The sequence below is a fragment of the Cryobacterium sp. PH31-O1 genome (assembly GCF_030063455.1).
In the GTDB taxonomy this organism is placed as follows: domain Bacteria; phylum Actinomycetota; class Actinomycetes; order Actinomycetales; family Microbacteriaceae; genus Cryobacterium.
This window is the reverse complement of record NZ_JASITB010000001.1, coordinates 448,159-468,596: the sequence shown is the minus strand read 5'-3', so window position 1 is coordinate 468,596 and position 20,438 is coordinate 448,159. Positions and strand designations below refer to the sequence as shown.

Below are 20,438 nucleotides of genomic sequence, written 5' to 3'. Positions count from 1 at the left end.
GTCGGCGTTGGTCGGCAACTGACGGGGGGCCATTTGACCTGCCGTTTCTGAAGCACAAGGACATGGAGCTCCTCTTTTGATTGAAGCCCACTCTCTGACTAAGCGTTATGGCGCCAAGACCGCCGTCGACGCCATCAGCTTCACCGCGCGCCCAGGCCTGGTGACCGGATTCCTCGGGCCGAACGGCGCCGGCAAATCCACGACCATGCGGATGATCGTGGGTTTCGACCGCCCCTCGAGTGGGTCGGTGACGGTGAACGGCAAACCGTACGCCGAGCACCGCGCCCCGCGGCACCAAGTCGGGGCGTTGCTCGACGCCAAGGCGGTGCATGCCGGCCGAAGTGCCCGCAACCATCTGCTGACCATAGCGACGACGCACCGCATCGGCACGAAACGGGTCGACGAGGTTATCGGCATGACCGGTCTCGAATCAGTAGCGCGCAAACGCGTGGGCGGCTTCTCACTCGGCATGGGCCAGCGACTCGGCCTCGCCGTGGCGCTGCTCGGCAACCCGGCCACCCTCATCCTCGACGAACCGGTGAACGGTCTCGACCCCGAGGGTGTCGCCTGGGTGCGTGTGTTCTTGCGCAGTCTCGCCGCCGAGGGGCGCACAGTGTTTCTCTCCTCACACCTGATGAGCGAGATGGCGCAGACCGCCGACCACATCATCGTTCTCGGGCGTGGGAGGGTCATCGCGGATGCCCCCGTGGGCGACATCCTCGCGAGGGCCGGTGGTGACATCGTGCGGGTCCGCTCACCCGAGGTGGTGCGTCTCACGGCGATCCTCACAGCGGAGGGCGGTGCCATGACAAGCGCCGAGCCCGACCTGCTGTCGGTGGCGGGTATCTCCGCACGGCGGATCGCGGAGTTGGCCGCCGGAGCGGGCATCGCTGTTTACGAGCTCACCCCGATCGCGGGCTCGCTCGAAGATGCCTATATGTCGTTGACCCGTAGCGAAGTCGAATACCAGACGACACAGTCACGTGCAGGGGAGAACCGATGAGCTCCACTGCCACGAAGGTCTTCACGCCCTCGGGTCACGATCTTGGGTTCGGCGGCATCCTGTGGTCGGAATGGGTGAAGCTTCGCAGCATTCGCTCAACGTGGTGGCTGTACGGGATGCTGGTCGCGGTCACCGTCGGTCTGGGCGCGCAAATGTCGTCCTCGCACGGATACAACAATGAGGAACTCGAACCCGAAGGCGTACAGGCTCTGGGAGTGTTCGCGACCACTGTGAGCACCGATTTCACCGGCCTGATCGTAAGCGTTCTTGCCGTGCTCTTCATAGCCGGTGAATACGGATCAGGAATGATCAGCACGACACTGACATCCGTGCCCAGGCGCCTGCCCGCGCTGCTCGGCAAGGCGCTCGTCTTCGCCGTGGCGACCTTCGCGGTGAGCGCCGTCGCCGTCGCGATCGCCATCCCCCTCTCGGTGGCAGTGCTGTCCGGTACCGGCATCGACATCGACCTGGGCGACCCGCTCTACTGGCGCGCGCAGCTGGGAGTCGTGCTTTACCTCGTGCTGACAGGTCTCATCGCCTTCGAGATCGGTGCGATTCTCCGCAGCACGGCCGGCGGCATCGCGGTGGCGCTCGGACTACTGCTCGCGGCACCGATCGCCTTTGGACTGTTGACCCTAGGCTCGTCGCAGGTGTGGATTCAGAACGTTCAGGCACTGCTGCCTACGGAGTTGGGCAAAGCCCTCTTCAGCCATCCCGGTCGGTGGGAACTCATCGCTCCCGGCATGCCGATGGAACAGGCGCCAGCAGAACTCTGGGTGCTCGAACCCTGGCAGGCAGGATTCCTGCTCCTCGCATGGGTGATCGCGCTGCTCGCCGTCGCCGCGACGCTTCTCAAACGCCGCGACGCATGACACCTCCGCGGACGCGGCGCCGCCGAGCACGATTTCGCTGGGGGTAGTCGGGAAAACCCGTGGCGTACCACTACCGCGAAGGTGGTGAGGCTCGGCCACGGTGAAGCGACCGCCTAGATGCAGAGCTCAATGATGAAATCCATTCCCGCGACGCTAGGAGTAGCGGTGTGGGCGGATCATCATTCGGAGGAATCCGCACAGCCCCGCCGTGGTGGTGTATCGGTAACTGCGGAATGCGAGGGAGTACTCAGCCGGCTATGCACCTCGAATCGGCGATCATCGCCCTGGCCTTGACCGGGTCCCGTGGACAGAGCGATGAATTGTGTCGACGCTCTTTGAAAAGTAGTCCGTGGGCGCTGACAGTTTCAAGCGGTCGATGCAAGAACGGCGGCGTTGTAGACCTCATGAGGAGTCTGCCACTTCAAGGCTCTGCGTGGTCGGTCGTTGAGCTCGGTCACGATCTCCTCGAGGCGGGTCGCGCTGGTCAGGTTAAGATCCGTGCTCTTGGGCAGGTACTGTCGGAGCAGTCCGTTGGTGTTTTCGTTGGTGCCGCGCTGCCAGGGTGAGTATGCCTCGCAGAAGAAGACGGGAACCCCGGTGGCCGCGGTGAAGTCAGCGTGGCGGACCATCTCGGTGCCGCGGTCCCAGGTCGACGTTCGCCGAAGGGGCTCGGGCAGCTTGTTGAAGACGTCGATGAGCGCCGCGATCACCCGTTCACTCTTGGCCCCAAGTGGTAGCGGTATGGCGATCAGCAGACGGCTATGCCGTTCGACCAGAGTCACGATGTGAGAGGCGCTGTAGCGGCCCACGATCATGTCGCCCGCCCAGTGCCCCGGTGTCTGTCGATCGTCAGCCTCAGCTGGGCGATCTTTCAGCGGAACGAGGCCGGATGGGCGGCGAGTCCGCGCGAGATGCTTTCACGCTCATCGAGCGATAACCGCAACGCCGACTGCGGTTTCGTCGCCCGTGGCCGCACACCACCCGATTGTTTGAGCCACAGACACGCGGTGGCCTTGGATGTTCCGGCCAGCGCTGCAGATTTTCGCAGTGACGTTCCCGACGCATGTGCCGTAAAGAATGCCATCCGTTGCTCCGGTGGCTTTGGTTTCCGTCCCATTTTCATTCCTCCCAGAAAGCACATTAGGAGGCCGAATGGCTACACCGTTGCATTGACCGCTTGAAACTGTCGCTCTTCGAAAAGTAGGCCACTGTTGTGTGTCTATTCTGTATGGTCCGGGGACTTCCCTGACACTTCGTAGTCAGGGCATGTCTGACAGTTTATCTTTTGGGCGTTCCACCGGGGTCTGTGGGCGCTTCCGTGGCCGGCCGCGTTTGTTGCCATTGCAGTGGTAGGTGCAGACGGGTCCGAGGTCGACGATCTCACGGAGTAGGCGTCCGTCGTCGACGAGGTGCACGGTGACCGCCCCCCGGCCGAGCTCTTCCAGACACTGCTAGCCTCGCAGGATCAGTCAGAGTTAGAACGTTGACTAGAACCTGCCAGAGCGTTACTGGTCTAATTTTCGAAGAGCGCTGACAGCGAGACCTTCCATCCGGAAATACAAGGCGAAACGTCGGCTCTGGCAAGCTTCTCGATCGAGCCAGGTAGCGATGGCGATCGCAACTGAACTTGCGGATTGCGAACGCAGCAACGCTGCTGAGTGGTCGACACCTATTCGACACTTCAGCGACCTCGAAGGTGGTCTAAATTGCCCAATGGAGATGCGGTCGATGACCGCAAGAAGAAGATTCGGTTTTGGAAAAGATTAATTGACCAGTACTTCGTCCAAGGAAAGTCGAATCGACGACTCAGAATAGACGAATCTCGAACCCGCTGAGAACTACTGGGCGTCAGGGGTTCGAATCCCCTCGGATCCACAGAATACGAAGTAACCCCGACATTGTCGGGGTTACTTTTTTATGCCTCTTTCTGGTATATATTTCTTTCCGATATTTCCTTTTCTGCGGATGCTGCGAAACGGTCGAGAGATCCGCGAATGGAGCGGCGCCGCGCTGCAAGCCCGTGCCGGAATGGTCAAGGCAAAAGAAATACCGCGTGGCGGGTATCGCAAATAGGGTTTGGCCAGCGATAATTCGTTAGTGGTTCATGCCACACACGAATGTATCCATCCCGAATGTATTCGACACCCCATTGGAGAATCTCAGAATGAAGAAGACCACGGTTCAACTGCTGGATGATCTTGACGGCACCGTTATCGAGAATGGCTCCGGAGCAACAGTTTCCTATGCGTTTGACGGAGACTCCTACGAGATCGATTTGTCCGCAGAGAACCTCGCCGAATTTCGCGCGGCCTTGAAGCCGTATACAACCGTGTCACGGCGTGTGGGCTATGTTCCCGCCAAGCCGCGCGCTTCCAGTTCGGCCGGTTCGGACCGCGCCGAGCTGCAGGCAATCCGGGCGTGGGCCGCCGCCAACGGCATCCAGGTGTCCGATCGCGGGCGCATCGCGGGAACCGTACGCGAGGCGTACGCGAAGGCTCAGGCCAAGTAGAGCTTCGCCGCACCAGCGCTTTGAGCACGGCGCCGCAGCCATGAATAGAAAAGATCAACGGTGTCCCTGCCTGAGCGGGGACATCTATTTGGCATGCTGCGCACGCTTCCATAGCGGCGCTGCCCTGCCGTCCACGGCCGAGTGGCTTATGCGATCGCGTTATAGTGCCTTTGCCTGCGGTGACACCAAATATCTGCTGAATTCGTGGCATCCGTTCACCAGGCCCAAGCGGCTCGAGTTGGATGAGGGGATATCGTGGCGTCGGCTGGATATCGTGCGCACCGAACGCGGCGGTCTACTCGATAAGGAAGGTGTCGTGGAATTCATCGCCCACTATCGTGAAAACGGTATCGCAGCACAGCAGCATGAAGTCAGCCGCTTTCTCAAAACTGACCACCGTTGGTATTACCTGGATGCCGGGCCGGATAATTCGGCCGAACAGTCTATGGCTGTGTAATTCGTCGGTGGGAGAGGGCGAGGTGATCGTCGCCCCGGTCGAGACCGTTGGGCGCAGGGGTGACCTCCCAGAGAATTGGCTTAGGTTAAGTGACATGTCTGAGCACCTGTCCCGGGATATGGCCAGCGGAAACGATCCGCGGCATCCGGTGCGTCGTGTTCTTCGTCGTGCTCGTACCTGGGTCGACGGGCACCCCTGCCTGCTGTTTGCTTATCGGCTCGGCGTTGGACTGCTCGGCACGATCATCATCGTGATCGGCGTTGTTCTGATTCCCCTGCCGGGTCCGGGCTGGCTCATCGTTTTTCTGGGCCTCGCCGTACTCGGAACGGAGTTCGCCTCCGCCCGTCGGGTAGGTGCGTTCCTCAAACGCATCGTGACGCGGGCGTGGTCCTGGTGGCAAGGTCGCCGCGAGCGCCGGGTGTCGAGTTCCGCCTGACGCCGGGTATGGCGGGTACCGCCGGTTCAGCCGCGTCTTCAGCGGCCAAAGTGTAGGTCAGGGGCGCTGAAGAAGAGCGACGCCAGCAGGGCGACGTAGACGATCACGAAGATCGCCGGCGTGACGTAACGCACCACGTTCACCCACGGAGCCATGGCAATGATGCACCCGGTGAGCGAGGCTGGTGCCTCCAAGGCGCGCAGGTCGGCGATGACGGCGAGCCCCTCATTCGCGGCGGCAATCTGCGCGAGTGCGCCGAAGATTCCCGATGCCAGCAAAATACCGGCCGCTGCAATGCGCACCGTCAGGTCGGCGTTCGGGAGGCCGAGAGCGAGAAAGCCGACGACGGCCGTCAGCAGAAAGGTCGGGGCGGCCTGGGACGCGATGATGTGCGCACGCGCCTTGACCCAGTGGCTAACCAGCTCAGATTCTGTCATGGGGACTCCCGTCGTCGTGGCGCCGCCGATGGCACCCCATCCATTCTTGCAGGGCCGGGCTTTCTTGCGGGTCGGGCACGATGACCGGATATGTCGGCGGATGCCTGTAGCGTATTCTCCAAGCGCGACTCGGTCGCCCGTGGGCGCGGCGCCTTGTCGCTGCTCACGCAATGACCGTGTCCCACCTTCTTTTCAAGGAGTCTCATGGAAACCTGGCCCGGAACCGCCTATCCCCTCGGCGCAACGTTCGACGGGAGCGGAACCAATTTCGCCCTGTTCAGCGAAGCCGCTCACCGCGTCGAGTTGTGTCTCATCGACGAAGACGGCGGTGAAACACGCGTCGAAGTGCGCGAGTCATCCGCCTTTATCTGGCACTGTTATCTGCCGCTCGTGCAGCCGGGCCAGCGCTACGGCTATCGGGTATACGGCGACTACAACCCCGTGGCCGGCAACCGGCTCAACCCGAACAAGCTGCTGCTCGACCCCTATGCCAAGGCGACGACCGGAGCCATCGACTGGGACCCATCGTTGTTCTCCTACGACTTCGACGACCCCGACTCGCCGAACGACGAGGACTCAGCTGCACACATGATGCTTGGCGTGGTCGTCAACCCGTTTTTCGACTGGACCGGCGACCGGACGCTGCGCACGCCATACGGCGAGTCGTTCATCTACGAAGCGCACGTCAAGGGTCTCACCCAACTGCAGGAGTTGGTGCCCGAAACGCAGCGTGGCACCTACGCCGGTCTGGCGCATCCGTCCGTCATCGATCACCTGCAAAAGCTCGGCGTGACCGCCATCGAACTGATGCCAGTGCACCAGTTCGTCAACGACGGCACCCTCGTTGAGCAGGGCCTCAACAACTATTGGGGCTACAACACGATCGGTTTTTTCGCGCCGCACAACGCGTATTCCTCCACCGGCGACCTCGGCCAGCAGGTGCAGGAATTCAAGGGCATGGTGCGCGGCCTGCACGCTGCGGGCATCGAAGTCATTCTCGATGTGGTCTACAACCACACCGCTGAGGGCAACCATATGGGGCCGACCCTGTCGTTCAAGGGCATCGACAACGAGGCCTACTACCGTCTCATGGACGACGACAAGCGCTACTACATGGACTACACGGGCACCGGAAACACGCTCAACGTGCGACACCCGCACGTACTCCAGCTCATCATGGATTCGCTGCGCTACTGGGTGCTCGAGATGCACGTCGACGGCTTTCGGTTCGACCTGGCCAGCGCCCTGGCGCGCGACCTGTACGACGTCGACAAGCTCTCGACCTTCTTCGAGCTCGTGCAGCAAGACCCGATCGTCTCGCAGGTCAAGCTCATCGCCGAGCCGTGGGACGTCGGTCCCGGCGGCTACCAGGTGGGTAATTTTCCGTCCCAGTGGTCGGAATGGAACGGCAAGTACCGCGACACCGTGCGTGACTTCTGGCGTGGCGAACCGTCCACCCTCGGGGAATTCGCCTCCCGGGTTGCCGGATCCGCCGACCTGTATGAACACTCCGGCCGCCGCCCGATGGCCTCGATCAACTTCGTCACCGCCCACGACGGCTTCACCATCGCCGATCTCGTCTCGTACAACGAAAAACACAACGACGCCAACGGCGAAGACAACAACGACGGTGAGTCCCACAACCGGTCGTGGAACTCCGGCGTCGAAGGACCCACGGACGACCCCGAGATTCGGGGTCTGCGCGCCCGGCAGGCACGCAACTTCATCGCCACCCTGCTCCTGTCGCAAGGGGTGCCGATGCTGCTGCACGGCGACGAGTTGGGGCGTACCCAGCTCGGCAACAACAATACCTACGCGCAGGATTCCGAACTGACCTGGGTGCACTGGGACGACGCCGATGGGCCGCTGATCGAATTCACGGCCGCTGTTTCCCGCTTGCGCCGCGAGCACCCAACGTTTCGACGCAGCCGGTTCTTCGACGGGCGCCCGGTGGAGCGGGTGGCCGGCGAATCGTTGCCCGACATCGTCTGGCTCAACACCGATGGTGAACCGATGGTGTCGGATGACTGGGATCAGAACCACGCCAGGGCGGTAGCGAAGTTTCTCAATGGCAGCGGTATTCGCGAGCGCGACGTGCGGGGTCAGGAAGTCGTCGACGTCAATTTTCTGCTGTTGTTCAACGCGGATGCCGGCGACGTCGACTTCACCCTGCCCCCGGACGAATACGCCCCAGCCTGGGAGATCGTCGTCGACACGGCTGGCGAAGGGGCGGATGCCATCGCTCGTCCGGCGGGAGCCATCCAGATTGTGGCTGGCCGTTCCCTCGTGGTCCTGCGTGCCTATCACGAACCCGAAGTCGCGCCAGATCACTCCGTCGCGGCCTCACTGGCTAACGCCACGGGCCTGATTACACTGCCCGGACTCAGCTGAGGACCGACCGGTGACCCTAGACACAAATCCGTCGGCGACGGGGCCTATTGCCGTGCCGCTGTCCACTTACCGCCTGCAGATCACGGCGGGCTTCGACCTCGATGCGGCCGCGAGCATCGTCGGCTACCTTCACGATCTCGGCGGAGACTGGATCTACCTCTCGCCGCTGCTGCAGGCCGAAGGCGGATCTGATCACGGGTACGACGTCGTGGACCACTCCCTTGTCGATCCCGCACGCGGCGGCGCGGAGGCGCTCGCCCGGCTCGCTACGGCGGCGCACCGCGCCGGGAGGGGCGTGCTCGTGGACATCGTGCCCAACCACGTGGGCGTCGCGACGCCCCGGCATAACTCCTGGTGGTGGGACCTGCTGAAAAACGGCCAGCAGTCGCGCTATGCCGAGGCCTTCGACGTGGACTGGGCCTTCGGCCACGGAAAAATTCGCCTTCCCATCCTTGGCGATGATACGGGCGGCGATGCTGAGGGCGATGATTCTGAACACGGTGCCGGGCTTCGCGAGGTCGACCGGCTGGAACTCGTCGACGGGGAGTTGCGTTATTTTGATAACCGCTTTCCCATAGCTGCCGGAACCGCCGACGACGGCGCGAGCCCGGCCGAGGTGCACGAGCGTCAGCACTATGAGTTGGTGAACTGGCGTCGGGCCGACGCCGAGTTGAACTATCGCCGATTCTTTGCGGTGAACAGCCTGGCTGGCATCCGGGTCGAGGTGCCGTGGGTGTTCGAGGAGTCGCACCGCGAGATTCTGCGCTGGGTGCGGGAGGGCCTTGTGCAGGGGCTGCGGGTCGATCATCCCGACGGCCTCGCCGATCCGGCCGGTTATCTCGAAGCACTGCGCCTGGCCACGAACGGTGCCTATGTGCTGGTGGAAAAGATTCTGGAGGGGCCTGAGCAACTGCCAACGAGCTGGGCGACCGCCGGCACGACCGGATATGACGCCCTCGCCGACGTCGACCGGGTGCTCGTCGATCCGGTCGGCCGAGACACCCTCGATGCCCTCGAATCGCACCTGAACGGCGACCCGGCTGTCACCTGGGCGCAGCTGGTCTATCGCAACAAACGGGACGTGACCGACGGCATACTGCACTCCGAAGTACGGCGCATCGCCCGTCTGGTACCGAACGGCGATGAGCCCGATACATCGGCCCACACCGACACCACCGTCGCCGCCCTCTCCGAGCTGCTGGCCTGGTTTCCGGTCTACCGCTCCTACCTGCCGTTGGGGGTGGAAAACCTACAGGAGGCGGCCCGCCACTCGGCCGCCCACCGCCCAGACCTTGCGGCTGAGCTCGACCGGCTGCTGCCCCTTCTCGGCGACCAGGGGCATCCGGCCGCGGTGCGCTTTCAACAGACGTCGGGCATGGTGATGGCCAAGGGCGTCGAGGACCGCGCGTACTACCGGTTCAGCCGGCTCACCTCGCTCAATGAGGTCGGCGCTGATCCCGACGAGTTCGCCGTCTCGGTTGCCGAGTTCCACGACCGTCAGCGCACCCGCCAGGCCGGTTTTCCTCACTCCATGACGACACTGTCGACCCATGACACCAAGCGAGGCGAAGACGTGCGAGCGCGAATCTCGGTTCTCGCCGAGATTCCCACCGAGTGGGAGGCAACCCTGGAACAGCTGCGGGCGGCGCATCCGCTCGGTGATGCGCCCTTCGAGAACCTGCTCTGGCAGGCGGTCATCGGTGCCTGGCCGGCTGGCCGGGACCGGCTGGCGGCCTACGCACTCAAGGCGGCACGTGAGGCCGGCACTTCCACCACCTGGACGAGTCAGAACACCGAATTTGAAACAAATCTCGACGACCTCGTCACGGCCGCCACCGAGCCGGGCCCCACCCGCGACCTGGTCAACCGCCTGGTCTCTCTGGTGCAGCCGGCCGGCTGGAGCAATTCCCTCTCCCTCAAACTGTTGCAGCTGACCATGCCGGGCGTTCCCGACGTGTATCAGGGCAGCGAGCTGTGGGAAACCTCGCTCGTCGACCCCGACAACCGACGCCCGGTCGACTTCGAACGGCGTCGAGGGCTGCTCGCCCGCATCGACAGCGGATGGCTCCCTCCGGTCGACGAGACCGGCGCCGCCAAATTGCTGGTTACTTCCCGGGCACTGCGGTTACGCCGTGACCGGGCAGGGCTCTTCACCCGCTACGCCCCCGTGCCCGTTTTCGGAGCAGCCGCTGGCCACGCCGTGGCGTTCGATCGCGGGGGAGCGATCACCGTGGCCACCCGGCTGCCGATCGGGCTGCTGGCCGGCGGCGGCTGGGGAGACACGACGATCGGCGTCGCCAAACGCGGCTACATCGACGTGCTGACCCGGGAAAGTTTCGATGGTCCGAACCTTTGCGTCGCCGACCTGCTCGCGCGCTACCCGGTGGCGTTGCTGGTCCCCGCCGAAGAAAATCCAACCTTCACCCACACTCCTACAGGACGACACGCATGAACGAACAGAAGTTCGCCGTTTGGGCGCCCGACGCACACGACGTGCAGCTGCAGCTCGGCCGCAACCGGCTCGACCTCGCGGCGCGCGATGACGGGTGGTGGGAGCTGCCGGCATCCGCTCGCCCCGACGGTGCCGGTGAGTCGACTTTCGATGTCGATTACGGGTTCATCGTTGACGGGCGCGGACCGTTTGCTGACCCGCGGTCCCGGCGCCAGCCCGCCGGAGTGCACGCCCTTTCCCGTACCTTCGACGCCTCGGCCCACGTCTGGCGCGACGAGGGCTTCACTGGCCGCCAGCTGGCCGGTGCCGTCATCTACGAGCTGCACCTGGGAACGTTCACCCCGGAGGGCACCCTCGAAGCGGCCGCAGGCCGGCTCGACCATCTGCAATCGATCGGCGTCGACTTCGTGGAGCTGTTACCGGTGAACGCCTTCAACGGCACCCACAACTGGGGTTACGATGGCGTGCTCTGGTATGCCGTGCACGAGGGCTACGGCGGCCCGGCCGCGTACCAGGACTTCGTCGATGCCTGCCATCAGCGCGGCATCGGCGTCATCCAGGACGTCGTGTACAACCACCTCGGGCCCAGCGGTAACTACCTGCCACAGTTCGGGCCGTACCTGAGTGAGGCCGCCGGCAACACCTGGGGTTCCTCGCTCAACCTCGACGGGCCGCATTCCGACCCGGTGCGTCGCTACATTCTCGACAACGCGCTGATGTGGCTCGGCGACTACCACGTGGATGGCCTGCGTCTCGATGCTGTGCACGCGCTGCGCGACGCGAGCGCCACCCACCTGCTCGAGCAGCTCGCCGTCGAGGTCGCCGTGCTGAGCGCGGAGACCGGGCGCCCGCGCACCCTGATCGCCGAATCTGACCTCAATGACCCCCGGCTCGTGACGCCGCGCGAGGCCAACGGCTACGGCCTCGACGCGCAGTGGAGTGACGACTTCCACCACGCTGTGCACGTTGCTCTCACCGGCGAAACCACCGGTTACTACGCCGATTTCGAGCCCCTCGACGCTCTCGCGAAGGTACTCACCCACGGGTTCTTCCACGACGGCACCTATTCGAGTTTTCGTGAGCGCACCCACGGTCGACGCATCGACCTCGAGCGGATGCCCACCTGGCGGCTCGTCGTCGCCTCCCAAAACCACGATCAGATCGGCAATCGTGCCATTGGCGACCGGCTCAGCACCCAGCTCGACACCGGACAGTTGGCGATTGCGGCGGCGTTGACCCTGCTCGGCCCGTACACGCCGATGCTGTTCATGGGCGAAGAATGGGGTGCCACCACGCCGTGGCAGTTCTTCACCTCGCATCCCGAACCCGAGCTCGGTACCGCCACTGCGACCGGCCGTGTCAAAGAATTCGCCCGCATGGGCTGGGATCCGGTGCAGGTGCCCGATCCGCAGGACACGCAGACCTTTGAGCGTTCAAAACTCAATTGGAGCGAAGCCGCCGAGCCCGAGCACGCGCGACTGCTCGGTTTCTACCGTGAGCTCGTCGCGCTGCGCCGCGCACACCCGGACTTCACCGACCCCCGCTTCGACCAGATCGCGGTCGAGTTCGATGAGGGAGCCGGCTGGGTGCGGCTGCACCGTGGCAGCACCAAGATCCTCATCAATCTCGGTGCCCAGTCGGCGCAGATCCCGGCCGGGCGGGGCGACGTCGTCGGGTCCTTCGCCACGGGCGGCGAAGCCGTGCAGGGTCGTCTGCCCAATGTTCTGCTGTTGGCACCGCACTCGGTCGTCGTGCTCGCCTGATCCTGTCTGGCAAGATGGGGCTGAACGCTGCACTCGCGGCCGGTGAGGATGCACCTGTGGATTTGTTTCTGTCGGCGACGACGACCGCCGCGCTCCAGCGGCTGCTGTCCTTGCAAGTGGATGTCGGCGGCTCGCCCCTGGAACGGCTGCGCGCCATCCGCTCGCTGCAGACCGCGCTCGAGCAGGACCCGGCGACGCTCATGGCCGTTCGCGATGCCGTCTCGGCAAAGGTGTCGTGGGACGAGATCGCCGCGGCGACCGGTCTCAAGGCTCCGGCAGCCAAATGGCGTTGGGGCGGTACCGACGAGGAGATCAGCGCCCGCCTGGAAGCGGGGCGCAAGCGATCAGTTCGACCGAGTAGCGTGCCAACCGACCTGCCTGGCCTGTCGGTCGCCGAGGCTGCGGCCGCCCGCGGAGTGAGCGCCCAGGCCATCTACCTGCAGGTGCGTCGCGGCACCCTGGTTAGCCGCACCGTGACGTTGCCTGACGGTCGCAGCTATAAACGCGTCTTCCCGGTCGGCGCGCCGGATGCCGCCGCTGGCCCTGCCTCCGAAGCCTGACCTGCCTGCGGCCGACCACACCGCCCTCTACCGCCACCTTGCCCCGCCCGACCTCAACGGAGACGTCCCACCATGACCCTGAACCCCACCCCGACCACCCTCACGATCGATCGCCGCGCCGACCGGGTGCACGTTGAGCTCAACCGTCCCGATGTGCGCAACGCGATCGACCAGACCATGATCGATGAACTGCACGCGGTCTGCGCCGAGCTCGAGCAGCAGCCGCGCATCCTCATCATCAGCGGGGCGAACGGCGTCTTCGCCTCCGGCGCAGATATCGCCCAGCTGCGGGAACGCCGCCGGGACGATGCACTGCTCGGCATCAACTCCGCGCTGTTCTCGCGCATTGCGAAACTTCCCATGCCCGTCATCGCCGCGATCGACGGCTGGGCGCTCGGCGGCGGCGCCGAACTCGCCTACGCGGCCGACTTCCGCATCGCGTCGACAAGCGCGCGGCTCGGCAACCCAGAGACGGCCCTCGGCATCCTGCCAGCCGCCGGCGCGCTCTGGCGCCTGGCCGAGCTCGTCGGAGAGCCGGTGGCCAAGGAGATCATCCTCGCCGGACGCATTCTGAGCGCCTCCGAGTGCCTCGCCGTGCACCTGGTCACCGAGGTGCACGATCCTGACGACCTGCTCGCCGCCGCGCACGCACTGGCCGACCGCATCGGCGCGCAGGATGCCCTCGCGACCCGTCTGGCAAAGGAAGTCTTCCACGCCCCGCGGGCGGCGCATCCGCTCGTCGACAACACGGCCCAGGCGATTTTGTTCGAATCCGAGGCCAAGTTCACCCGAATGGATGCTTTTCTCGCCCGGCGCAAGCGTTGAGCCGGTTCAGCTGCGTGGGCGTCAAGCCATTGTGTCAGACCAGGTTTGTGGTTGGATCAGGTTTGTGATTAGTTGAGGTGGGTGCGGGCGGACCCGTCGGAGCGCACGTGAACGGGGGGCATCATGACACTGGTGAACAGCTCGGCGCCCACACGCCCGCGCGATCGTGCCGCAGCCCTGACTCTATGGCTGCCGTTCATGGCGGTCGTCGTCACCGGGCTGCTCTGGCTGGATCGGGTGCCCAGCGTGCTGCCACGCCAATGGGGGCGTGACGGCGCGGTGAGCTCGACGATGCCCACCTGGGCGATGGCCGTGATTGCCGTCGTGGTGAGCCTCGGGGCTGCGAGCATTGCTACCTATTGGCTCCGTGAGCGCGGCGCGCCGAATCGACGCCAGGTTTACCTCGGACTCGGCTTCGCGGCCGGGCTGTCCTCGTGCTTGTGGCTGACCACGGCCGGCCTCACTGTCGCCGCTGGTGACGGGGAACCCGAGATGGGCGCCTGGGTGCTGTTCACCTTTGTTGCCTGCGGTTATGGCGCGCTTCCATTTTTTCTCGCCCAGAAATGGGTGGCGCCGCGGACGGCACCGGAACCCGCAGACCCCCGTGACGAGACCATCGAGACGGACCCGACCGCCACCTGGAGCAGACTGGTGACGAGCCCGGTCATAGCTGCCATCGGCGGACTTATCGGTCTGGGCGGCGCCGTCGGTGTGTTCGCGTTGCGAGGCGATGCCGCACAGTCGGCCGCCGCGCGCGTCGTACCGGTAGCGATCGTTGGGCTGATCCTGGTGATGACACTCGCCTTTGTGCAGGTTCGGGTGACGGTCGACAGACGCGGGCTGCGCGTGGTGTCGCGGCTGCTGGGCATCCGTTTGAAGCAGGTGTCGCTCGACCAGGTGGAGTCGGCGTTTGGTGACACGGTGAATCCGCTGCAGTTGGGCGGCTGGGGCTATCGTCTAACGAGCGGGCGCACGGCCGTGGTGATGCGTGGCGGGCCGGCACTGATGGTCAATCTGCGCCGGGGCAACCAGTTCGCCGTGACGGTGGACGAGCCGCAAGCCGCCGCCACCCTGTTGAACGCCCTGAGTGCAGCGAACTCGTCGGCGCACTAGCGCCCGGGCCCGCCTTATGACCCGGGGCCCAGTTTCTAACCTGGGCCCGTGGACGGGGCCCGGGCCCCGTCCGCAAAAATGGGGGCGTCAGGGGGTGGCGGTGTGGCGAGCTACCTCGTAGCCGCCGGCGGCGTAGATCGTTGTGAATTCGACGCCGGGATGCAGCGCCGCCGCCACGACCTGGGCCGACGTCCACTCAGCGGGCAGACCGCCGGCCTCGAGGTCGATCACGAGGTAGTCCGGCCGGGGATTCTGGTTGCCGAGCCAGTAGACCTCGGTTCGTTCCACGAGATAGTTCATCAGACCGATGTCGGATTCGACCGAGGCACCGTCGGGTACGATTCGCAGCGCGGCCGCAGCGGCAGAGCCGCGGTGGGCACTGAAATGGGCGGGGACATCCGTCAGTTTGAACAGCGGCAGCGTCGTGGCGAGCACCAGAGCGGCGATGATCGAGACGGATGCCGCCTGCCGCCCGTAACCGCGCAGCCAGCGCCGCCGGCTGCTGCGCGCGAGTGCAATGCCGTCGAGGGCAGCGGCGAACACGATCGGCATAAGCACCGCGCTGTACTGCCAGGTGTAACCCCAATAGCCGGAATTGTCCGACAGAAACCGCCAGGCGAGCGTTGGTAACAGCACGAGCGCGAGCGGCGACCGCAGCGCGATCAACCCGCCCGCCACGATCAGCAGGAGGAGGGTGACACCCTTTTGCGGCTGCAGCAGCCGGGCCGGGTCGGTCAGAATACCCAGCAGGTCGATGCTGCTGGAATAGGCCCACGCCCCGTTCGGGTTGAGTAGCGGCAGAATCACCAGGGTGGCCAAGGCGAACCAGCCGACACCCCAGACGGCCAGCCACACTCCGAGCGGCTGCCGGCTGCGCACGGCCAGCACAAGGCCCAAGGCTGCCACGGTGAGTCCGAGGTCTTCCTTCACGAACACGAGCGGCATCGCCCACAGCAGGCAGGCCACCCACCTGTGCTGAAGAAAGGCGGTCAGCGATAGCGCCAGCAGCGGTACCGCGAAGGCGATCTCATGGAACTGCGCTTCGACTGCACCCTGCAGTCCCCAGCTGAAGGCGAAGGCAAGCCCGAACAGCGTGCCGGTGGAAGGCCCGAGCAGCCGAATGGCCCCATAGGTCAGGGCGGCAGCGGCGAGACCGAACAGCGCGTTCTGCACCACCAGAAGGGTGAAAGCGTGCGGAAACACCGCGAACACCGGCCCGAGCACCGCCAGCAGCGGATGAAAGTGGTCACCGAGCAGATTGAAACCCTCGCCCTTGATCGTGACGATCGGCGCCTCGAGAACGGCGTACTGCCGGGCGAGCTGCGTGAAGATGCCGAGGTCCCACGAGGGAGCGGCGAAACTGCGCCACTGCAGGGCCGAGAAAACGGAGTACAGCGCGGTCGTCACCAGTCCGACCCCCGCCGGCAGCAAAAGAGGCCATAGCTGCCCGCCGCGAAATCCTCTCATCGAACCACGCTAACGCAGGGTGCGGGCAATCCTGTAGCAGTACAGGACCTTTGGCCCTGTTTCGCCGACCGGTGTCGGTGCACACTGAGAGCGTGCCACCAACAACGGCACACTGGGAGATCGCATGACACTCACTTGCCCCTTCTGCCGTTCTCAAGCCCGACTGAGCCCGAATCCGGCCCACGCCGAGCGCAACTCGCTCCCCGTCTACCTGCTCAAATGCTCCGGATGCGACCACACCAGTGTGCGCGTCGGCCCGGTTCGCACGCCGTTGCCCGCCGCTCACATTTAGGCCACCGACGGCTAACCCGATCATCCTCGCGGCGTCCCCCGACACCGTCAAGGACCCAAACACCTTCGCATCCTCCGTGCGAAGGTGTTTATTCTGCCCGGCAGGCTTTTAGAGTTCGGCCAGAAGGCTGACCGGGCTCTCGATGCAACGGGCCACATAGGTGAGGAATCCCGCGGCGGTTCCGCCGTCGCAGACCCGGTGGTCAAACACCATCGACAACTCGACGACGGTGCGCACCGCGAGTTCGTGATCCACCACCCAGGGCCGTTCGATCATGCGCCCGATTCCGAGGATCGCCGCTTCGGGATGGTTGATGATCGCCGCCGAACCGTCGACGCCGAGCGACCCAAAATTATTCAGGGTGAACGTTCCCCCGGTGAGCGCGCTCGGCGCGAAAGTGCCGTCGGGAGACTGCGCCACCAGGGCAGCGATCGAATCGCGCAACTGGCGGGTGCTCATAGCGTGTGCTCCGTGGATGACGGGCACCATCAGTCCGCGTGAGGTTTGGGCGGCGATGCCGAGGTTCACCGCCCCGTGCTGCAGGATCTCCTGGCTCGCGGTGTCCACGGAGGAGTTGAGTACCGGGTACAGCCGCAAACCGGCCACCACGAAACGGGCGATCAGAGCCGTCACGCTGAACCGCTCACCGGTCGCCGCGAGCAGCTGGTCGCGGGCCGCGAACAGCGCGGTTGCGTCGACATCGAGCCAGATCGTAGCTTCGGGAATCTCCCGCCGCGATGTGCTCAGCCGCTGGGAGACGACCTTGCGCAGGCCGGAAATGGGGATGCGGATGTCGGCGCTGCGGTCGGAGGCGCTGGGCGCATCCGGTGCGGTGGTCGTTGACGGAGCCGGCTCCGGAGCCGCAGCCGGCGCGCTGAGATCGCGAATATGATCCTCGACATCACTGCGCACCACGAGTCCTTCCCTGCCGCTGCCGGCTAGGGTGCTCGCGTCGAATCCGTTCTCGCGCGCCAGTCGGCGCACGATCGGAGACACGACGGGGGAGCGGCGGATCGGGTTGACCGTGTTGGACGAATCGATTGCGGTAGAAGCGGATGCCGCCGCCTCGGCGGGGCGCTCGGCGCGCGCAACAGGGACCGGCGGTGGTGCGGGCGGTGCTGGAGCATCCGCTGCCCGCGGGGTACCGAAACGTCCGGCGGTCACCTTTCTCGCCGGCCGGGTGCTCTCGGTCGTGCCATAACCCACCAGAACGGCGCCGGAGCCCTCGGTCGGGGCAGTGGCAGTGGCAGTGTCAGTGTCGGTGTCGGTGTCGGTGTCAGTGTCGGCGGAAGCGGAAGCGGAAGCGGAAGCAGCAGTGGAAGTCGCTGCGGTGGCCGGTACGCCAACGAGAGCGGGTGGAGCGTCGTCCGAAGCAGAATCGGCTACGGTCAGCAGCACCTGCCCGGCGTGGATGACCTGCCCCGGCTCACCGAACAGGCTCGCCACGACGCCGCCGTAGGGCGAGGGCAGCTCCACGATCGATTTGGCCGATTCGACCTCGACCACGGCCTGGTCGATGACGATGGTGTCGCCGGGAGCGACCAGCCAGGCCACGATCTCCGCTTCGGTCAGGCCCTCGCCAAGGTCGGGCAGCAGAAAATCGCGGCTCATCAGGACCACTCCCAGGTGGAGAGCGCGGCAAGAATGCGGTCGGGGGTTGGCAAGAAGTACTCCTCGAGTTTGGGCGACGGGTACGGGATGTCGAAGCCGGTGATGCGCAGAATGGGCGCGGCCAGGTAAAAGAAGTTGCGCTCGGTCAGGCGGGCGGCAACCTCAGCGCCGTAGCCGCCGAACTGCGCGGCCTCGTGCACGATGGCGGCCCGGCCGGTCTTCTGCACGGATGCCCCCACGGTCTCGTCATCAAACGGGGAGAGCGACCGCAGGTCGATGACCTCGATCGAGAGTCCCTCGATGGCGGCCTGTTCGGCGGTAGCGAGGGCAGTTTTCACGGTCGGCCCGTAGGCGATGAGCGTGACGTCGGTGCCCTCGCGCAGCACGACGGCGCGGTTCAGCGGCTCGGTCTGCACCGGCAGGGCGAGCGAAGCCTTGCTCCAGTACCGGCTCTTGGGTTCCATGAAAATGACCGGGTCGTCACTGGCAATGGCTTCGCGCAGCATGGAATAGGCGTCGGCCGGGTTGGACGGGCTCACCACGGTGAGTCCGGGCGTCGCCGTCCAGTATGCCTCCGAGGAATCGGAGTGGTGCTCGACCCCGCCGATATCGCCGGCGTAGGGAATGCGGATGACGATCGGCAGCGGAATCTTGCCGCGTGTGCGGTTGCGCATCTTTGCCACGTGCGACACGATCTGCTGGAACGCCGGGTAGCTGAACGCGTCGAACTGCATCTCGACCACGGGACGGAGACCGTACATGGCCATGCCGATCGCGGTTCCCACGATCCCGGCTTCGGCCAGCGGGGAATCGCTCACCCGGGTTTCGCCGAATTCGGCGTAGAGCCCGTCGGTCACCCGGAACACTCCGCCGAGCGGTCCGACGTCTTCGCCGAACAAAACGACCGTCGGGTCGTCAACCATCGCATCGCGAATCGCCGCGTTGAGGGCGGCGGCCATCGTGAGGCTTTCCGGCGCGCGCACCGCCGTGCCGGTGGCGAGGGTCTGCTGCGGGCTCATCGGGTGCTCTCTTCGGTGTTCGTGCCGGTGAGCGTAGCGGATGCCGCGGCATCGCCGTCGATTTCGGCCGCCAGGAAGGCGCGCTGTTCGGCTAGGGATGTCCGGGCGGTGGAGTAGACGTGCTCGAACAGCTCGAGCGGATCCACGACCGCCTGCTCGGTCATGCAGTCGCGGGTGGTCGCGGCGAGTTCCTCGGCCGCGGCCGCGATACGATCGCGCATCTCGTCGGAGAGGGCGCCCTGCGCTCGAAGATATTTCTCCAGGCGCTCGATCGGGTCGCGGCTGCGCCACAGGTCTACGTCGGCGGTCTTGCGGTAGCGGGTGGGGTCATCCGAGTTGGTGTGGGCCTCGATGCGGTAGGTGAGGCCTTCGATCAGAGTGGGACCGCCACCGCTGCGGGCGCGGTCCATGGCGGCGGAGATGACGGCGTACATGGCGGCGACGTCGTTGCCGTCGACGTAGTAGCCGGGCATGCCGTACCCGATCGCCTTGTCGGCGATGGTGCGGCAGGCCATCTGCTTGTCGAGCGGCACGCTGATTGCGAATTGGTTGTTTTGCACGACAAACACGACGGGAGCCTGCCACACAGCGGCGAAGTTGAACGCCTCGTGGGCGTCGCCCTCGCTTGTGGCCCCGTCGCCGAGCAGGGTGAGCGCCACGGTGTCGTCGCGTTTGAGCTTTGAGGCCGTGGCCAAGCCAACGGCATGCAGCGCCTGGGTGGCCAGCGGCGTGGCCTGCGGGGCGATCCGATGCTTGGGATAGTCGTAGCCACTGTGCCAGTCGCCACGGAAGGCGGCGAGGATATCTTTCGGCTCGACGCCCCGGGTGAGCAGCGCGATGCTGTCGCGGTAAGTGGGAAACAGCCAGTCCTGCGGGGCGAGCGCTGCGACCGCGGCGATCTCGCAGGCCTCCTGGCCGAGGGCGGAGGGGTAGGTGGCGAGTCGCCCCTGCCGCGTGAGGGCCGTGACCTGCACGTCGAATCGGCGGGCGATGACCATCTGTCGGTAGAGACCGAGCAGGGTGTCAAGGGCTGGCAACGTGAAGCCGCCGCTCTCGCTTTCGGCAACCGCGTGACCGGTGTCGTCGATCAAACGAAGGGGTGGGGGTGCCAGCACGGCCGTCAGCGGCGTGCTCTCGACATTGAGGCTCATGAGCCAATGGTGCGCTCTTTTGGTCAGCGCGGCGGAGCTTTTTCGTAGTTGTGAACGTTTGGCCGAGCAATTGCCAGACG

General features: G+C 65.1%; 17 protein-coding genes. 11 read left to right on the top strand and 6 right to left on the bottom strand.

Annotated elements, in window-relative coordinates; genetic code table 11:
- The first annotated feature begins 76 nt into the window (after positions 1-76).
- The gene (locus QMK31_RS02185; RefSeq protein WP_283499298.1) at positions 77-1,003 is read left to right on the top strand and encodes an ABC transporter ATP-binding protein; all 927 of its coding nucleotides are present in this window, start codon (positions 77-79) and stop codon (positions 1,001-1,003) included.
- A complete protein-coding gene (locus QMK31_RS02180; RefSeq protein WP_283499297.1) occupies positions 1,000-1,875 on the top strand; it encodes an ABC transporter permease subunit in 876 nt (291 codons plus the stop codon). The genes QMK31_RS02185 and QMK31_RS02180 overlap by 4 nt, the downstream gene beginning before the upstream one ends.
- A 365-nt stretch (positions 1,876-2,240) precedes the next feature.
- Here the strand turns inward: QMK31_RS02180 and QMK31_RS02175 are convergent, their stop codons facing one another.
- Positions 2,241-2,750, bottom strand: coding sequence for an IS30 family transposase (locus QMK31_RS02175; RefSeq protein ID WP_283499802.1), 510 nt, complete (start codon positions 2,748-2,750; stop codon positions 2,241-2,243).
- A gap of 1,289 nt (positions 2,751-4,039) precedes the next feature.
- On the opposite strand from QMK31_RS02175, the gene QMK31_RS02170 reads away from it, so the two are divergent.
- From QMK31_RS02170 to QMK31_RS02160, 3 genes are all read left to right on the top strand, one after another.
- On the top strand, positions 4,040-4,384 hold the full coding sequence (locus QMK31_RS02170; protein ID WP_283499296.1) for a histone-like nucleoid-structuring protein Lsr2: 345 nt from the start codon (positions 4,040-4,042) through the stop codon (positions 4,382-4,384).
- Positions 4,385-4,424: 40 nt separating this feature from the next.
- Positions 4,425-4,841, top strand: a complete 417-nt coding sequence (locus QMK31_RS02165) for a YchJ family protein (RefSeq protein WP_283499295.1) — start codon at positions 4,425-4,427, stop codon at positions 4,839-4,841.
- 94 nt (positions 4,842-4,935) lie between these two features.
- A complete protein-coding gene (locus tag QMK31_RS02160) occupies positions 4,936-5,277 on the top strand; it encodes a TIGR02611 family protein (RefSeq protein ID WP_283499294.1) in 342 nt (113 codons plus the stop codon).
- Between the two features lie 38 nt (positions 5,278-5,315).
- Here the strand turns inward: QMK31_RS02160 and QMK31_RS02155 are convergent, their stop codons facing one another.
- Positions 5,316-5,714 carry a hypothetical protein gene (locus tag QMK31_RS02155; RefSeq protein ID WP_283499293.1) on the bottom strand — a complete coding sequence of 133 codons (399 nt, stop codon included), beginning with the start codon at positions 5,712-5,714 and terminating at the stop codon, positions 5,316-5,318.
- A 204-nt stretch (positions 5,715-5,918) separates the two neighbouring features.
- On the opposite strand from QMK31_RS02155, the gene glgX reads away from it, so the two are divergent.
- The 6 genes from glgX (at position 5,919) to QMK31_RS02125 (ending at position 14,818) form a co-directional block, all read left to right on the top strand.
- Positions 5,919-8,105 carry a glycogen debranching protein GlgX gene (glgX, locus tag QMK31_RS02150; protein WP_283499292.1) on the top strand — a complete coding sequence of 729 codons (2,187 nt, stop codon included), beginning with the start codon at positions 5,919-5,921 and terminating at the stop codon, positions 8,103-8,105.
- Between the two features lie 46 nt (positions 8,106-8,151).
- Entirely contained in the window at positions 8,152-10,557 is a 2,406-nt protein-coding gene (treY, locus tag QMK31_RS02145) for a malto-oligosyltrehalose synthase (RefSeq protein WP_283499801.1), read from the top strand.
- On the top strand, positions 10,554-12,320 hold the full coding sequence (gene treZ / locus QMK31_RS02140; RefSeq protein ID WP_283499291.1) for a malto-oligosyltrehalose trehalohydrolase: 1,767 nt from the start codon (positions 10,554-10,556) through the stop codon (positions 12,318-12,320). The genes treY and treZ overlap by 4 nt, the downstream gene beginning before the upstream one ends.
- Before the next feature lie 56 nt (positions 12,321-12,376).
- A complete protein-coding gene (locus tag QMK31_RS02135; protein ID WP_283499290.1) occupies positions 12,377-12,880 on the top strand; it encodes a hypothetical protein in 504 nt (167 codons plus the stop codon).
- A 72-nt stretch (positions 12,881-12,952) separates the two neighbouring features.
- Positions 12,953-13,705: an enoyl-CoA hydratase/isomerase family protein gene (locus tag QMK31_RS02130; protein ID WP_283499289.1), complete on the top strand. Its 753-nt coding sequence runs from the start codon at positions 12,953-12,955 to the stop codon at positions 13,703-13,705.
- Between the two features lie 123 nt (positions 13,706-13,828).
- Entirely contained in the window at positions 13,829-14,818 is a 990-nt protein-coding gene (locus QMK31_RS02125) for a hypothetical protein (RefSeq protein WP_283499288.1), read from the top strand.
- Positions 14,819-14,905: 87 nt separating this feature from the next.
- Here QMK31_RS02125 and QMK31_RS02120 read toward each other — a convergent pair whose 3' ends face one another.
- The 4 genes from QMK31_RS02120 to pdhA all read right to left on the bottom strand — a co-directional run bounded on the left by QMK31_RS02120 (position 14,906) and on the right by pdhA (position 20,358).
- Positions 14,906-16,285 carry a DUF2079 domain-containing protein gene (locus QMK31_RS02120; RefSeq protein ID WP_283499287.1) on the bottom strand — a complete coding sequence of 460 codons (1,380 nt, stop codon included), beginning with the start codon at positions 16,283-16,285 and terminating at the stop codon, positions 14,906-14,908.
- 400 nt (positions 16,286-16,685) lie between these two features.
- Entirely contained in the window at positions 16,686-18,188 is a 1,503-nt protein-coding gene (locus QMK31_RS02115) for a dihydrolipoamide acetyltransferase family protein (RefSeq protein ID WP_283499286.1), read from the bottom strand.
- Entirely contained in the window at positions 18,188-19,207 is a 1,020-nt protein-coding gene (locus QMK31_RS02110; RefSeq protein WP_283499285.1) for an alpha-ketoacid dehydrogenase subunit beta, read from the bottom strand. Before QMK31_RS02110 ends, QMK31_RS02115 begins: the two co-directional genes overlap by 1 nt.
- Complete coding sequence (gene pdhA, locus QMK31_RS02105; RefSeq protein WP_283499284.1) at positions 19,204-20,358, bottom strand: pyruvate dehydrogenase (acetyl-transferring) E1 component subunit alpha; 1,155 nt, start codon at positions 20,356-20,358, stop codon at positions 19,204-19,206. The genes QMK31_RS02110 and pdhA overlap by 4 nt, the downstream gene beginning before the upstream one ends.
- Positions 20,359-20,438 lie beyond the last annotated feature (80 nt).

Excerpts from the sequence above, each read along its gene's own strand:
- QMK31_RS02180 (WP_283499297.1), top strand. The coding sequence starts at position 1,000 with ATGAGCTCCACTGCCACGAAGGTCTTCACGCCCTCGGGTCACGATCTT.
- QMK31_RS02170 (WP_283499296.1), top strand. The coding sequence starts at position 4,040 with ATGAAGAAGACCACGGTTCAACTGCTGGATGATCTTGACGGCACCGTT.
- QMK31_RS02165 (WP_283499295.1), top strand. The coding sequence starts at position 4,425 with ATGAATAGAAAAGATCAACGGTGTCCCTGCCTGAGCGGGGACATCTAT.
- QMK31_RS02160 (WP_283499294.1), top strand. The coding sequence starts at position 4,936 with ATGTCTGAGCACCTGTCCCGGGATATGGCCAGCGGAAACGATCCGCGG.
- QMK31_RS02155 (WP_283499293.1), bottom strand. The coding sequence starts at position 5,714 with ATGACAGAATCTGAGCTGGTTAGCCACTGGGTCAAGGCGCGTGCGCAC.
- glgX (WP_283499292.1), top strand. The coding sequence starts at position 5,919 with ATGGAAACCTGGCCCGGAACCGCCTATCCCCTCGGCGCAACGTTCGAC.
- treZ (WP_283499291.1), top strand. The coding sequence starts at position 10,554 with ATGAACGAACAGAAGTTCGCCGTTTGGGCGCCCGACGCACACGACGTG.
- QMK31_RS02130 (WP_283499289.1), top strand. The coding sequence starts at position 12,953 with ATGACCCTGAACCCCACCCCGACCACCCTCACGATCGATCGCCGCGCC.
- QMK31_RS02125 (WP_283499288.1), top strand. The coding sequence starts at position 13,829 with ATGACACTGGTGAACAGCTCGGCGCCCACACGCCCGCGCGATCGTGCC.
- QMK31_RS02120 (WP_283499287.1), bottom strand. The coding sequence starts at position 16,285 with ATGAGAGGATTTCGCGGCGGGCAGCTATGGCCTCTTTTGCTGCCGGCG.
- QMK31_RS02115 (WP_283499286.1), bottom strand. The coding sequence starts at position 18,188 with ATGAGCCGCGATTTTCTGCTGCCCGACCTTGGCGAGGGCCTGACCGAA.
- QMK31_RS02110 (WP_283499285.1), bottom strand. The coding sequence starts at position 19,207 with ATGAGCCCGCAGCAGACCCTCGCCACCGGCACGGCGGTGCGCGCGCCG.
- pdhA (WP_283499284.1), bottom strand. The coding sequence starts at position 20,358 with ATGAGCCTCAATGTCGAGAGCACGCCGCTGACGGCCGTGCTGGCACCC.